Annotated in this window: 18 protein-coding genes; 16 read left to right on the forward strand and 2 right to left on the reverse strand. The window is 53.8% G+C overall.

From position 1 onward, the window contains the following. Nucleotides 1-26: 26 nt before the first annotated feature. On the reverse strand, nt 27-1,067 hold the full coding sequence (locus AC5JPW_RS20550; RefSeq protein WP_494242943.1) for a phage portal protein: 1,041 nt from the start codon (nt 1,065-1,067) through the stop codon (nt 27-29). Next, nucleotides 1,067-2,833 carry a terminase ATPase subunit family protein gene (locus AC5JPW_RS20555; protein ID WP_494242944.1) on the reverse strand — a complete coding sequence of 589 codons (1,767 nt, stop codon included), beginning with the start codon at nt 2,831-2,833 and terminating at the stop codon, nt 1,067-1,069. Before AC5JPW_RS20555 ends, AC5JPW_RS20550 begins: the two co-directional genes overlap by 1 nt. Before the next feature lie 145 nt (nt 2,834-2,978). On the opposite strand from AC5JPW_RS20555, the gene AC5JPW_RS20560 reads away from it, so the two are divergent. From AC5JPW_RS20560 to AC5JPW_RS20635, 16 genes are all read left to right on the forward strand, one after another. Then, nucleotides 2,979-3,809, forward strand: a complete 831-nt coding sequence (locus AC5JPW_RS20560) for a GPO family capsid scaffolding protein (RefSeq protein WP_494242945.1) — start codon at nt 2,979-2,981, stop codon at nt 3,807-3,809. 15 nt (nt 3,810-3,824) lie between these two features. After that, nucleotides 3,825-5,030, forward strand: a complete 1,206-nt coding sequence (locus AC5JPW_RS20565) for a phage major capsid protein, P2 family (RefSeq protein WP_494242946.1) — start codon at nt 3,825-3,827, stop codon at nt 5,028-5,030. Between the two features lie 2 nt (nt 5,031-5,032). Further along, on the forward strand, nt 5,033-5,689 hold the full coding sequence (gpM, locus tag AC5JPW_RS20570) for a phage terminase small subunit (protein ID WP_494242947.1): 657 nt from the start codon (nt 5,033-5,035) through the stop codon (nt 5,687-5,689). A 99-nt stretch (nt 5,690-5,788) separates the two neighbouring features. Then, the gene (locus tag AC5JPW_RS20575) at nt 5,789-6,256 is read left to right on the forward strand and encodes a head completion/stabilization protein (protein ID WP_494243896.1); all 468 of its coding nucleotides are present in this window, start codon (nt 5,789-5,791) and stop codon (nt 6,254-6,256) included. Beyond that, nucleotides 6,256-6,459 (forward strand): tail protein X, encoded by a 204-nt coding sequence (locus AC5JPW_RS20580; protein ID WP_494242948.1) that lies wholly within the window; start codon nt 6,256-6,258, stop codon nt 6,457-6,459. Before AC5JPW_RS20575 ends, AC5JPW_RS20580 begins: the two co-directional genes overlap by 1 nt. Nucleotides 6,460-6,464: 5 nt before the next feature. After that, complete coding sequence (locus tag AC5JPW_RS20585) at nt 6,465-6,680, forward strand: HP1 family phage holin (protein WP_437887749.1); 216 nt, start codon at nt 6,465-6,467, stop codon at nt 6,678-6,680. Further along, a complete protein-coding gene (locus AC5JPW_RS20590; RefSeq protein ID WP_494242949.1) occupies nt 6,667-7,176 on the forward strand; it encodes a lysozyme in 510 nt (169 codons plus the stop codon). Before AC5JPW_RS20585 ends, AC5JPW_RS20590 begins: the two co-directional genes overlap by 14 nt. After that, nucleotides 7,173-7,586, forward strand: coding sequence for an Rz-like lysis system protein LysB (gene lysB, locus AC5JPW_RS20595; protein ID WP_494242950.1), 414 nt, complete (start codon nt 7,173-7,175; stop codon nt 7,584-7,586). The genes AC5JPW_RS20590 and lysB overlap by 4 nt, the downstream gene beginning before the upstream one ends. Further along, nucleotides 7,486-7,740 (forward strand): Rz1-like lysis system protein LysC, encoded by a 255-nt coding sequence (lysC, locus tag AC5JPW_RS20600; RefSeq protein WP_494243898.1) that lies wholly within the window; start codon nt 7,486-7,488, stop codon nt 7,738-7,740. The genes lysB and lysC overlap by 101 nt, the downstream gene beginning before the upstream one ends. Continuing rightward, nucleotides 7,694-8,125, forward strand: a complete 432-nt coding sequence (locus tag AC5JPW_RS20605; RefSeq protein WP_494242951.1) for a phage tail protein — start codon at nt 7,694-7,696, stop codon at nt 8,123-8,125. Before lysC ends, AC5JPW_RS20605 begins: the two co-directional genes overlap by 47 nt. Further along, nucleotides 8,118-8,564 carry a phage virion morphogenesis protein gene (locus AC5JPW_RS20610; RefSeq protein ID WP_494242952.1) on the forward strand — a complete coding sequence of 149 codons (447 nt, stop codon included), beginning with the start codon at nt 8,118-8,120 and terminating at the stop codon, nt 8,562-8,564. Before AC5JPW_RS20605 ends, AC5JPW_RS20610 begins: the two co-directional genes overlap by 8 nt. Nucleotides 8,565-8,630: 66 nt before the next feature. Further along, nucleotides 8,631-9,197 (forward strand): phage baseplate assembly protein V, encoded by a 567-nt coding sequence (locus AC5JPW_RS20615; RefSeq protein ID WP_494242953.1) that lies wholly within the window; start codon nt 8,631-8,633, stop codon nt 9,195-9,197. Beyond that, nucleotides 9,194-9,541, forward strand: coding sequence for a GPW/gp25 family protein (locus tag AC5JPW_RS20620; RefSeq protein WP_494242954.1), 348 nt, complete (start codon nt 9,194-9,196; stop codon nt 9,539-9,541). The genes AC5JPW_RS20615 and AC5JPW_RS20620 overlap by 4 nt, the downstream gene beginning before the upstream one ends. Beyond that, a complete protein-coding gene (locus tag AC5JPW_RS20625) occupies nt 9,538-10,446 on the forward strand; it encodes a baseplate assembly protein (RefSeq protein WP_494242955.1) in 909 nt (302 codons plus the stop codon). Before AC5JPW_RS20620 ends, AC5JPW_RS20625 begins: the two co-directional genes overlap by 4 nt. Further along, entirely contained in the window at nt 10,439-11,047 is a 609-nt protein-coding gene (locus AC5JPW_RS20630; protein ID WP_494242956.1) for a phage tail protein I, read from the forward strand. Before AC5JPW_RS20625 ends, AC5JPW_RS20630 begins: the two co-directional genes overlap by 8 nt. Next, nucleotides 11,044-12,243 (forward strand): phage tail protein, encoded by a 1,200-nt coding sequence (locus AC5JPW_RS20635; protein ID WP_494242957.1) that lies wholly within the window; start codon nt 11,044-11,046, stop codon nt 12,241-12,243. The genes AC5JPW_RS20630 and AC5JPW_RS20635 overlap by 4 nt, the downstream gene beginning before the upstream one ends. Nucleotides 12,244-12,245 lie beyond the last annotated feature (2 nt).

Below are 12,245 nucleotides of genomic sequence, written 5' to 3' on the forward strand. Positions count from 1 at the left end.
GCCACCTTGTGGCTTTAGCTTTACCTTCATAGCTCATAGTCTATAAAGGTAACAACTTCTTCATTAATCCAATTATTTAGTTCGCTAATTCTTTTTTGCAAAGGGATTAATTCATTCCTAATAAATACTTTCGCAGCTTTTTCAACATCCCCAAACCCACCCGTGTTGGTAGGGATAATCCCCATCAACTGAGGCGGCACCCTGTGAGCCGCCAGCATATCGTCACGCGACACATTTTTAATATTCAGAAACTCATCCTTTGCAGCAACTTCACTGAGTGGAATGATCTGAATCCCGTCCTTCTTCCCGTTAGGTGAGTACATGAACAGATTGCGGAAGTTACCCGGCCCTTTCGATTTCTTCAGTGCCTCGCGGATGTTGTCCACGTCACGTTGATCTGCAGCAGGGTCAGACATGTACATGATGAACCCGGCATGGCTACCATTCAGGTAGTATTTGCGGCGAAACAAGGTAGCCGATTCGTTCAGCAGGGCTGACGGGATGGCAGACAGATATTGCGGTAGGCCGTACAGCTCCTGGTTCAAATCCGGTTCCATCAGATGAAATACACTGCCGGGTTCAAAGGCGTAGGGCTGCTTGTTGTAGCCATACTGCGCGAACCAGTATTGATCCGTATCCACTCCCCGGCGGGTGTATTTCGCCAGTGACGGCTGAAGTGACAGAGTTTGCCCGAGACGGTTAACACGACGCTCAAGATAGGCGTTACCAAATGTCAGAAAGTCCTGGGCGAAACGCAAAAAAGCCTGCTGCGACAGCAAGCGGTGCGGTTTAAACGTGCTCGTCAGAATGTTGCACTTTACCTGAATGGCGCTGCTGTGGTGGACGGCTGCGCGGTAAGTTCGCGCCAGTCCATCCATGCTGATTGGTGGTTCATACCAGCGGTCAACCTGCACACATTCAAGGTAATCAAACAACTCGCGCCGGTCGAGCACGGGGATCGGGTCGCCAAAAGAAAAAGCCTCTGCATGGGCAGAGCTGCTAGTGCTGGCCATGTTCGAAACGGGTTGGCTGCGTCCGCTTACTTTTTGGTACTTACGTTTGCCCATCAGAAAATCTCCACAATAGAGCTGTTGCTGGCGGTGGTTCCTTCCAGCGGTTCGTTAAATAGTGCGTGCATGGTGGCCCAGGCCAGGTCGGCGTGACTGGCTTCCTCACTGCGTCCTGCTTCGTAGGTCGGGCGATTGCCGCTGGCGGTGGTGGCGCGCCGGATAGCCATAAAGCTCTGCGCGATATCGGTCAGACCCGCGTCGAACTCTAGGCGGCGGGCGTTGATAATGTCCCAGGCTTTAAGCACCAGGGCGTTTTTAACGTTGGGGTTATAGATAAATTCACGGGCTGCCGGGAAAAACTGTTTTACGGTCCTGTAAACACCGTCGCCTACGCCGGTTGAGTCAATACCGATATAAACCACGTTGTAACGGCGCGTGAGTTCCTCTATTTTTGCCGCCTGGGCGCGGAAGTCCATGCCTCGCCACTGATGACGCTCGAGGATCCTGAATTTGCCGCCGGGAACGTCAGGCGGTGCAATGACCACACACCCGGCACTGTCGCCATTCTGCGTGCCTTTCGCCGGGTCGTAACCAATCCAGACCGGTTTCCAGCCGTATGGGCGAATCAGCAGCGGTTCGAAGTCTTCCCAAACATCCCAGCTATCAACCATGCATCCCTGCATCATTGCGAGAGGGAAAACAGACGCCAGGTCGTCAACAAACTGGCACATCAGGAGGTTTTCATATTCATCCGGGCTGTATTCCAGCCTCAGTTGATCGAGGTCGAAAAGGTTACAGCCGCCGTTTACGGCATCCTCAATCGTAACAATCTGCCGATACTGCCCATCAGGACACCGTACACCCCGCGACAGGTGTGTGTGAGAAAGGTCGAATTCAACGCGATCAGCTTTCGGGCGGCCCTTATTGAACAGCGCCCCAGACCAGAACGGATAGGCGCTGTGCGTCAGGCTTGATGGCGTTGAAAAATAGGTCTGACGCCATTTTTTATGCAGCGCCATGCCGGACGCCACTTTGCGCAGCTCCTGGAATTTGGGTATCCAGAAATATTCGTCCAGGTACAAGTTGCCGTGGTAACTCTGCGCAGTGCGGGCGTTGGTTCCCAGAAAATAAAGCGTTGCCCCGTTTTGCAATGTCATCGGGTCGCCTTTCAGGTCTACATCAACCTCTTTAGCAAACTCGATAATATACTGTTTAAAAACGTGGGCCTGCGCCTTGCTGGCTGATAGAAAAATCTGGTTTCGCCCGGTGGTCAGGGCATCAATCAGCGCTTCGCGAGCAAAATAGTACGTCGCACCAATCTGGCGGGATTTGAGCAGGTTGCGGATACGGTTATCAACGCCAGCGCGCCACCAGTGTTTCTGATACTCAAACATGCCGGCACGGAAAACATCTTCCAGTTTTTCGATCTGTTCTTCGGTGAACAGATTTTTTTCAGGAGGCTTGCGTGGGCCTTTGTTGCGGTTTGCTACTTTGGGATTGAGATCGGCTTCACTACCGCCATCATTGAATTTACCGATCCGTGCCTGCTGAACTGCCTGGCGTGATAGCAGGTCAATTTCTTTGTAGTCCTTCCCCTCCTTTTGCTGCTTCATGACCAGCTGGCAATAACGCGCTGCCGTCGTGAGCTGCATCTGTTCAAGCGGGCCAACGTCGGCCCATTTATCGCGCTTTTTCCAGCTGTGTACCGTTGCGGGTTTTTCGCCCAGCATTTCAGCAATGCGGGCTATGCGAATGCCGCCGAAATACAGGAACATGGCCTGTTTACGCGGGTCAAGATCGGGGTTGAGCAGTGTCGTGTTCATGCCGCAAGACTACGGCTCGCCGCTTTCCTTCACCTCCCTGCCCTGTTGTGCCATTTTCGGCACAATTGCCCGTCATTGTCTCTCTTACCCCCTCGCCGCAAACATAAGGCTCTGAACATGTTACGAACCAACCGGAGCCGGAAAAATGGCAGGACAGACCGCAAAAAAATCAAAGCGCTTTCGCATTGCTGTCGAGGGTGCAACTACTGACGGACGTGTAATTTCTCGCGAATGGATTGAGCAAATGGCGAAAAGTTACAACCCAACCGTTTATGGTGCTCGCGTGAACATGGAACACATCAAAGGCTACGCGGCTGACAGCACGTTTCGCCGTTTCGGTGATGTGACACAACTGGAAGCTGAAGAAATCAGCGAAGGCCAGTTAGCCGGGAAACTCGCGTTGTACGGCTGGATTGACCCAACTCAGGATCTGGTTGAGCTGACAAAAGCCCGCCAGAAGATTTACACCTCCATTGAAGTTAATCCGAAGTTCGCGGATACCGGCGAAGCTTACCTGGTAGGTCTGGCTGTCACTGACGACCCGGCAAGCCTGGGTACTGAGTACCTGAGTTTCTCCGCGACGGCAAAAGCTAACCCGCTGGCATCTCGTAAGCTGGATGCAGACAACCTGTTTACCGCTGCAGAAGAGACGGTCATTGAATTTGAAGATGTGATCGAAAAACCCGCCCTGTTTTCCCGCATCAAAGAACTGTTTACCAAAAAAAGCGCCAGCGATGACTCGCGTTTTTCTGACGTCCATCAGGCCGTAGAACTGGTTGCGCAGGAGTGTCAGGGGATTTCTGAAACAGTAAGCAGCATGAGCGGCAAGCACGACGACACCAACCAGAAACTGGAATTGCTCTCAAAAGATTTTAATGAGCTGAAAACGAAGCTCGCCGCTCAAGATAACCGCAGCGAACGCCGCCCGTTTTCAACAGGCGGGAATGACAGCGCTGAAGAACTGACCAACTGCTAACGGAGCCGTTATTCAATGAAAAAAGAAACACGTTTTAAATTTAATGGTTATCTGACGCAACTGGCTAAGCTGAACAACGTGAACGTCAACGATGTCACGTCGAAATACAGCGTCGATCCATCCGTCAGCCAGACACTGGAAACCAAAATTCAGGAGTCTTCCTCCTTCCTTCAGCAAATCAACATCGTGCCGGTAGACGAGCAGTCAGGGCAGCGCCTCGGTCTGGGTATCAATGGCCCTATTGCATCCACCACGGATACCACCCAGGGCGAGCGCTCAGCAACCGATCCGACGTTCATCGATGGCGATGAGTACAAATGTACTCAAACCAATTCCGATACGTTGTTACGCTATGAAAAACTGGATTTGTGGGCGAAATACAAAGACTTCCAGACCCGCATCCGTAATGCCATTGTTGAGCGTCAGGCGCTTGATCGCATCATGGTCGGCTGGAACGGCATTAAGCGTGAAAAAACCTCCAACAAGCTGCTCTATCCGCTGCTTCAGGATGTGAATATCGGCTGGCTTGAGAAAATTCGTCGCGAATCACCGGTGCATGTTTTTAGCAAAATCATCGGTGAAGACGGGACCGTTGTATCCTCAACGATTAAAATCGGCAAAACAGGCCACTTCAAAAATCTTGACGCCCTGGTTATGGCGGCAGTGAGCGAAAAAATCGCTACCTGGTATCAGGAAGACACGAAACTGGTCGCAATCACTGGCAGTGCCCTTCTCGCTGACAAATATTTTCCTATCGTGAATCGCGATCAGCCAAACACCGAAACGCTGGCAGCCGACATGCTGATAAGTCAAAAGCGTATCGGGCAAAAACCGGCTGTGCAGGTTCCCTTCTTCCCGTCGAATGCCATCCTCATCACGCGTCTGGATAATCTGTCCATCTACTGGCAGGACGGCTCTCGTCGTCGTGCCGTGATCGATAACCCTAAACGTGATGCGGTGGAAAACTTCGAATCCGTTAACGAAGCCTATGTCATTGAAGACTATGACTGCGCCTGCCTGATCGAAAACATCGAGATCCTGGATGACAGTGATGCTCTTGTTGAAGGTCAGAGTTTACAGGCCATGACGGCGGTCAGTCCTTTAAGTGATGACGATCTGGCCCGCATTGCAGCTATCGCCGCGCAGGTCGTTCAGACCATGAATGCCGGTGGCACCCCAGCAGAATCTGAGCCGACAGGCGGCGCATCGAGCGGGGAGTAAAAATGAACCCCTTACGCGCACATACGCAGTACATCCAGGCTCAGGAGGCCGCCCGAAAGGGCGGCAGTGAAGCAATGGCAACGACGGGATATAGCCGCATGTTGCTGCAACTCTCCGAGCATAAGCGCCGCCTGAAGGGCGTCCAGTCCAATGAGCGAAAGGCCGAACTCAAGCGGGAGTTTTTACCCGCGTATTCTGCATGGATTGCTGGTCTGCTGGCGTCGGATTCATCCAGGCAGGACGACGTGGCGATGTACATCATGATCTGGCGAATTGATGCAGGGGACTACACCGGCGCGCTGGATATTGCCCGCCACGCACTCCGACACCGCTGGGCGTTACCGCAGCGCTTCAACCGCACAACCGGGACGGCAATCGCGGAAGAGTTCTCTGATGTGGCGATGAATTCATTTGCCTGGGGTGAGCCCTTCAGCGCCGCCATTCTTACGCAAGTCATGGGTCTGGTTGAAGACCAGGACATGCCTGATCAATCGCGTGCGCGTCTGTGTAAAGCAATGGGCTATGCCCTGCGTGCCAACGATCAGGCTGTTGCTGCCCTCACCCAGCTTAAGCGCGCCCTACAGCTTGACTCAGGCTGTGGCGTAAAAACCGATATCAGACAACTGGAAACCCAACTGCGAAAAGCAGTAACGGGATAACGAATCGTGCACCCGCGCGGGGCGGCACGGGGCGGCGACAGGATTTTTAATCCGCGTCAAAACCCCGTCCACCGCCCAACTTTGGGGGAAACCATGAATATGAAATTCGTGTCACCGGAACCCGTGACACCCGGCGCTAACGACACGATCGCAAATACTTTTTTCTGGCCCGAAATCAGCGTTTCCCAGTATAGGGCGTCAATGAAAACTGATGGCACTGTGACTAATGAGCGCCTAAGGCAAGCGTTGTTGACGGCAATTTCGGAGGTCAACGCGGAGCTGTTTGTTTTTCGTCAGAGACAGATGGAGCGAGGGCTGGAAAAACTCGCTGACGTTCCGGGCGAAAAAATTGATGGTGAGCTGGAGCGCGTCCGCCTTTACCGCACCGCCGTTTTTTGTTGGGCAAAAGCGAGCATTGTTGAGCGTTATCGGGACTACGACGCGACAGGGGAAGGAGCCAAAAAAGCGGAGGAAATGGAGGACACGCTGGGCGAATTGTGGCGCGACGTACGCTGGTCAATTTCGCGCTTCCTTGACTTGCCACACATGACAGTAGAGCTGATCTGATGAAAGTCCGGGCGCAGCAGTACGACACGGTAGATGCGATTTGCTGGCGGTACTTCGGCAAAACGCAAGGGCTGACAGAGCAGGTGCTGAAGCTGAATCCCGGCCTGGCTGACCACGGGCCGACTCTGCCCCACGGGCTGGAAATTGAACTGCCGGAACAGACGTCTTCAGCGGTCGTAAAGACCATCAAACTCTGGGAGTAGGACGAATGAATGTTGAACGAATCAATGCCGCGATCACTTACGCCATCGCGCTGTTTCTGGCCTGGCTGGGTGATTTCTCCGTAAAAGACCTGAGTTCCGTTTTTGCGATGCTGATCGGTGCATGCACGTTCGCGGTTTATTGGTACTACCGCCGCAAGACGTTTCAGCTACTGGCTGCCGGGAAAATCACACCGGAGGAGTTCGAGCGTGCAAATCGTTAAGCGTTGTATCGCCGCAGTCATTCTCACCCTTGCTGCAACACTGCCGCAGTATCAGTTATTGCAGACGTCACCGCAGGGGCTGCGGCTCATCGCAGATTATGAGGGCTGCCAGCTGACACCGTACCAGTGCAGCGCCGGAGTATGGACAAGCGGCATCGGGCATACCGAAGGGGTTAAGCCTGGGCAGGCCATCAGCGAACGGCAGGCGGCTGACAACTTCATCACCGATGTGCTGAAGGTGGAAAAGCGACTCGCGGCCTGCGTGCCAGTGAAAATGCCGCAGTCGGTTTACGACTCGCTGGTTAGCCTGTCGTTCAATGTTGGCACCGGCGCAATCTGCCGGTCAACGATGGTCGAATTTTTAAAGCGCCAGCAATGGTGGCAGGCATGTAATCAGTTGCCACGCTGGATTTATGTCAACGGTGAGAAAAGCACCGGGCTGGAAAATCGCCGTGCGCGTGAGCTGGCCTGGTGTGTGCAAGGTCTAGGGCAATGAAGGGGCTGATTGTAGCGCTGGTTGTCCTCGTCGCGCTGTCAGCCTTTTTAGGCTGGCGGCTCGTCGCCGCCCACGAAACGATCGGGGAGGCTGACAAAACCATCTCCGCAAAAGAGGCTGAAATTGCCCGCGCCAACAGTCAGCTTGTCGCTGTCAATCTGATGGCCAGGCTGAATGACAGTTATCAGGCCGGGTTACAGCAAAAGCAGACTGCGATCATGACGGCGAAAACCGTCCGCGCAGCTCACGTCCAGAAGGTGCTCGATGAAAATCCCGACGTTACGAAATGGGCTGGCACTCCTTTGCCTGCTGACATTATGCGGCTGCACAACCGCCCCACCCTTACAGGTGCCGACGCTTATCTTAAACACCTGTCCGAAAGTGACACGCTGCACCCTTCAGGCCAGTAACCCGAAGACACAAGGCGATCTCTCGCTCGCTAAAGACCAGGCAGAAACTGACTGGGCGATTTGCGCCGCAAAGGTCGACATGATTGTGGATTGCCAGGAGAAAAACGATGAAAAAACCGGACTCGCTAAGGCTGGCACTCAGTCAGTCGATTGATTATCTGGGCAATAACCCGGAAGCGCTCAACCTCTACGTCGACAAGGGCCAGGTAGTGAGCACCGCCATACCAGCGAACGGCTGGGAATATCGTTATACCCTGAATGCCGTTATCACCGACTTTTCAGGCGACCAAAATCTTATCATGGCGGTTATCTGCAACTGGCTGTCAACGCATCAGCCCGATGCCCTGCAAAACCCGACGCAAAGAGAAGATGTGTTCCGCTTTGAGGTGGATATCCTGCGAAATGACATGGTGGACATTGCCATTTTTCTCCGCCTGACTGAGCGTGTGGTTGTGACCGCAAACGGCAACGTGGCGACCGTCAGCGCGGTGGATGAGCCTGACGAACCTGATTTCTGGCTGGAAACGCGGCATGGCTAATTTTATCCAGGTGGAGAGCTGGCTTGATGCACTGGTCAGTAAATTAACCCCGCAGCAACGCCGCAAGTTACTGCGCGACGTGGCGACAAAACTTCGTCAGCAACAACAACAGAATATCCGGCAGCAACAAAACCCCGACGGCACCGCATTTGAACCCCGTAAAACACCGTTACGGGCTAAATCAGGTCGCATCAAACGGCAGATGTTTACGCGGCTTCGAACGGCTCGATATCTGAAAACCAAGGTGTCGGGTGATGCCGCTGCGGTTGAATTTGACCCAAAAGCGCGCCGCATCGCAAGGGTTCACCATTACGGGTTACGTGATCGGGTCAGTAAGAAGGGACCGGAAATTACCTACCCGGCGCGTCAGTTGCTTGGGATTTCAGATGCTTCAGATGAACTGGTTATGAATCTCATCATCGAACACCTGGCCCGATGATTGTATTGGTGACGGCACAACATCACCCGCTCAACGCCGCCCGCCCCCGCGTGGAAAACTCAGCATATGAAAAATGAAACCAACCTGGCTGAATTGTATCGGCTGCTACTCAACATCATTCGCACCGGCATTGTGACTGAGGTCAATGCTGAAGACTGGCTGTGCCGTGTGCAAACCGGGGAGCTGGAAACCACATGGCTGAACTGGCTGACCTTGCGCGCCGGTCGGTCTCGCACATGGTGGAAACCGTCCGTGGGCGAACAGGTGTTACTGCTGTCTATTGGCGGCGATCTCACCACGGCGTTTGTGTTGCCGGGTATCTACTCCGACGACATCCCGCCGCCGTCCACATCTGAAGACGCCATGGTGATGTCTTTCCCCGATGGTGGATGGCTCGAATATGAACCAGAGCAGGGGCGTTGGTTAATCAAAGCGGCGTCGAGCCTGCGTATTGAGGCACCGGACAATATTGATTTGGCGACCAACCTCCTGACCATCAATGCTGCTCAAACGAGAATTAACGGGACTGTGGTGCAGACCGATGGACCAATGTCGTCTAACGGCGTAGTCGTCCATACGCATGTCCATGGCGGCGTTGTGTCAGGCGGTGCAAAAACAGGAGGCCCGTCATGATGTACCTCGGCATGAATCAACAAACCGGACTGGCAATCACTGATATCGATCATATTCGTCAATCCGTGCGTGACATTCTAATGACGCCGGTAGGGTCACGGCTTAACCGCCGTGAATACGGCTCGCTGCTGTTTTCCCTGGTCGATTCGCCACAAAATCCCGCAGGAAAGTTACGTGTTTACGCAGCAATTTACAGCGCCCTGAATCGTTGGGAACCGCGAATGCGATTGAACACTGTCAGCATTGAAACAGGTGTTGACGGAACGATGGTTGTGGAAATTGCCGGATTGCGCGCTGACAGTTCGCCGCTGGCCTTTGATGTTAGCCTGGGAGGTGCCGCATGAGCACGGTCGATTTATCTCAATTGCCAGCACCTGAAGTGGTTGACGTACCAGATTTTGAAATCCTGCTGGCCCAGCGTAAAGCCGACCTGATAGCCCTGTATCCTGCGGATGAACAGGAGGCCGTGACAAAGGTGCTGGCGCTGGAATCAGACCCGGTGGTTAAGGTGTTGCAGGAAAACACCTACCGCGAAATTCTGCTGCGACAGCGTATCAACGAAGCCGCGCAAGCCGTTATGGTGGCGTATGCACTGAGCAGCGATCTTGACCAGCTCGCCGCGAACAACAATGTACAGCGTCTGGTTGTCAGTCCAGCAAATGCAGATGCCATCCCGCCGGTCGATGCTGTGATGGAATCCGACGAAGAATTGCGCTTGCGGGTACCGGAAGCGTTTGAAGGATTGTCTGTGGCTGGCCCCACGGCAGCCTATGAATTCCACGCCCGCAGTGCAGACGGCAGAGTTGCTGACGTATCCGCGACCAGTCCCTCTCCTGCTGTCGTTGTCGTGACGGTACTCGGTCGTGATGATGACGGCACTGCACCGGCTGACCTGCTGGCAGTGGTGGAAACCGCACTGAATGATGAGTCAGTGCGCCCGGTGGCTGATCGCCTGACCGTGCAGGCGGCGCAAATCATCCCTTACCAGATTAGCGCTACGCTCTATTTTTACCCCGGCCCCGAAGCGGAGCCGATCCTGGTTGCCGCCAAAGCTAAGTTGCAAAACTACATCGCCAGCGTCAAACGGCTGGGGCGTGACATCCGACGCTCAGCCATTTATGCAGCCCTGCACGTTGAAGGGGTCCAGCGGGTGGAGCTGGCTTCCCCTGCTGCCGATGTAGTTCTGACCAAAACGCAGGCGTCATGGTGTACATCCTGGGAAGTAATTCCGGGGGGGACCGATGAATAACAGTCTTCTCCCGCCAGGCTCATCGTCTCTGGAGCGGCGTCTTGCTCAAGTAGGCAGCGGCATTTCCGGGTTAGATGTGCCGCTAAGGGATCTGTGGAACCCCGTCAAATGCCCCGCCTCTTTTCTTCCTTATCTGGCCTGGGCCTTTTCCGTAGACCGCTGGGATGAAAACTGGACAGAAGCCGTTAAGCGACAAGTCATCCAGGACGCTTTTTATATCCATCAGCACAAGGGAACAATCAGCGCCATTCGCCGCGTAGTTAAACCCTTCGGCTTTCTGATCAGAGTAATTGAGTGGTGGCAGACAGGTGAAGAACCTGGCACGTTCAGGCTGGATGTCGGCGTTGCGGATCAGGGCATAACCGAAGACATCTATCTCGAAATGGAGCGGCTGATCAGTGATGCGAAACCCTGTAGTCGGCACCTGGTCGGTATGTCTATCAATCTGCAAACAAACGGGCCTTATTTCGTAGCTGCCGCCAATTATTCAGGCGAAGAAATCACGGTTTACCCGTACATCAATGAAACCATTATTTCCTGTGGCACTGCTTACGAGGGCGGGGCCGTTCACCTTATCGACACCATGAGAGTGAGTCCATGAGCGCAAAATTTTATACCCTCCTGACCGATATCGGAGCGGCGAAACTGACCAGCGCTACTGCGCTCGGCGTCCCGCTAAAAATTACTCAAATGGCTGTAGGCGATGGCGGTGGAGTATTGCCCACGCCAAATGCCCAGCAAACAAAACTTGTGGGTGAGAAACGCCGCGCCGCGCTTAATCAGCTATATGCAGACCCGCAAAACAGCAGCCAGATTATTGCTGAGCAGGTCATCCCTGAAACAGAGGGGGGGTGGTGGATTCGTGAGATTGGCCTGTTTGACGATACCGGGGCGCTGATCGCCGTAGGCAACTGCCCGGAAAGTTATAAGCCAGTGCTGACTGAAGGCAGCGGACGCACACAAACGGTGCGCATGGTGCTGATTACAAGCAGCACGGACAACATCACTTTGAAAATCGACCCGTCTGTGGTGCTGGCAACCCGTCAGTACGCCGACGAAAAACTAGTGGAGGCCAAAACATATGCCGCCGGTCTGCTGAATAGTCCAACGTTGACAGGAACACCCAAAGCCCCCACTCCAACTGCCGGAGATAGCAGCAAAGCAATTGCCAACACTGAGTTTGTGAAATCGGCTATTGCCGGAATCGTGGCAGCAGCACCGGCAGCGCTGGACACTTTGATTGAGCTGGCAGCCGCCTTAGGAAACGATCCAAATTTCTCTACAACAGTGATTAATGCCCTGGCTGGAAAACAACCACTTAATAGCACGCTGACGAATCTCAGCGGAAAAGACGTGGCTGGCATTCTCACATACCTTGGTTTGGGAGAGGCGGCAAAACAGGGGGTTGCGACAAACTCGCAAATGGCGACAGGCACGGCTACGAATCTATTACCGAGCGTTGCGGCGGTGATGAGCTTATTTAACAAGCGGACATTCTCAGCTAACGATTACATTCGTATTCCTGATGTTCCTGGCGGGTTAATTGTCCAGTGGGGGACCGTTATCTCAGGTGCTGGCGGCGATACTGCATGGACATACCCAACGCCATTTCCTAATGCCAGATTGGGGGTATGGGGGACATTTCATCGACAGGGAACGTCGGGCGCTGATTACCCAACTCTGACTTTCAACAACATATCCGATCCAACACCCAAAACGTTTAGCAACTTCATGCTGCGTATCAGCGGCACGGGTGCTGCCGGGTTAACGGCATTTGTTTTTGCTATAGGGTATTAACC

It is taken from the genome of Phytobacter sp. (genome assembly GCF_059074235.1).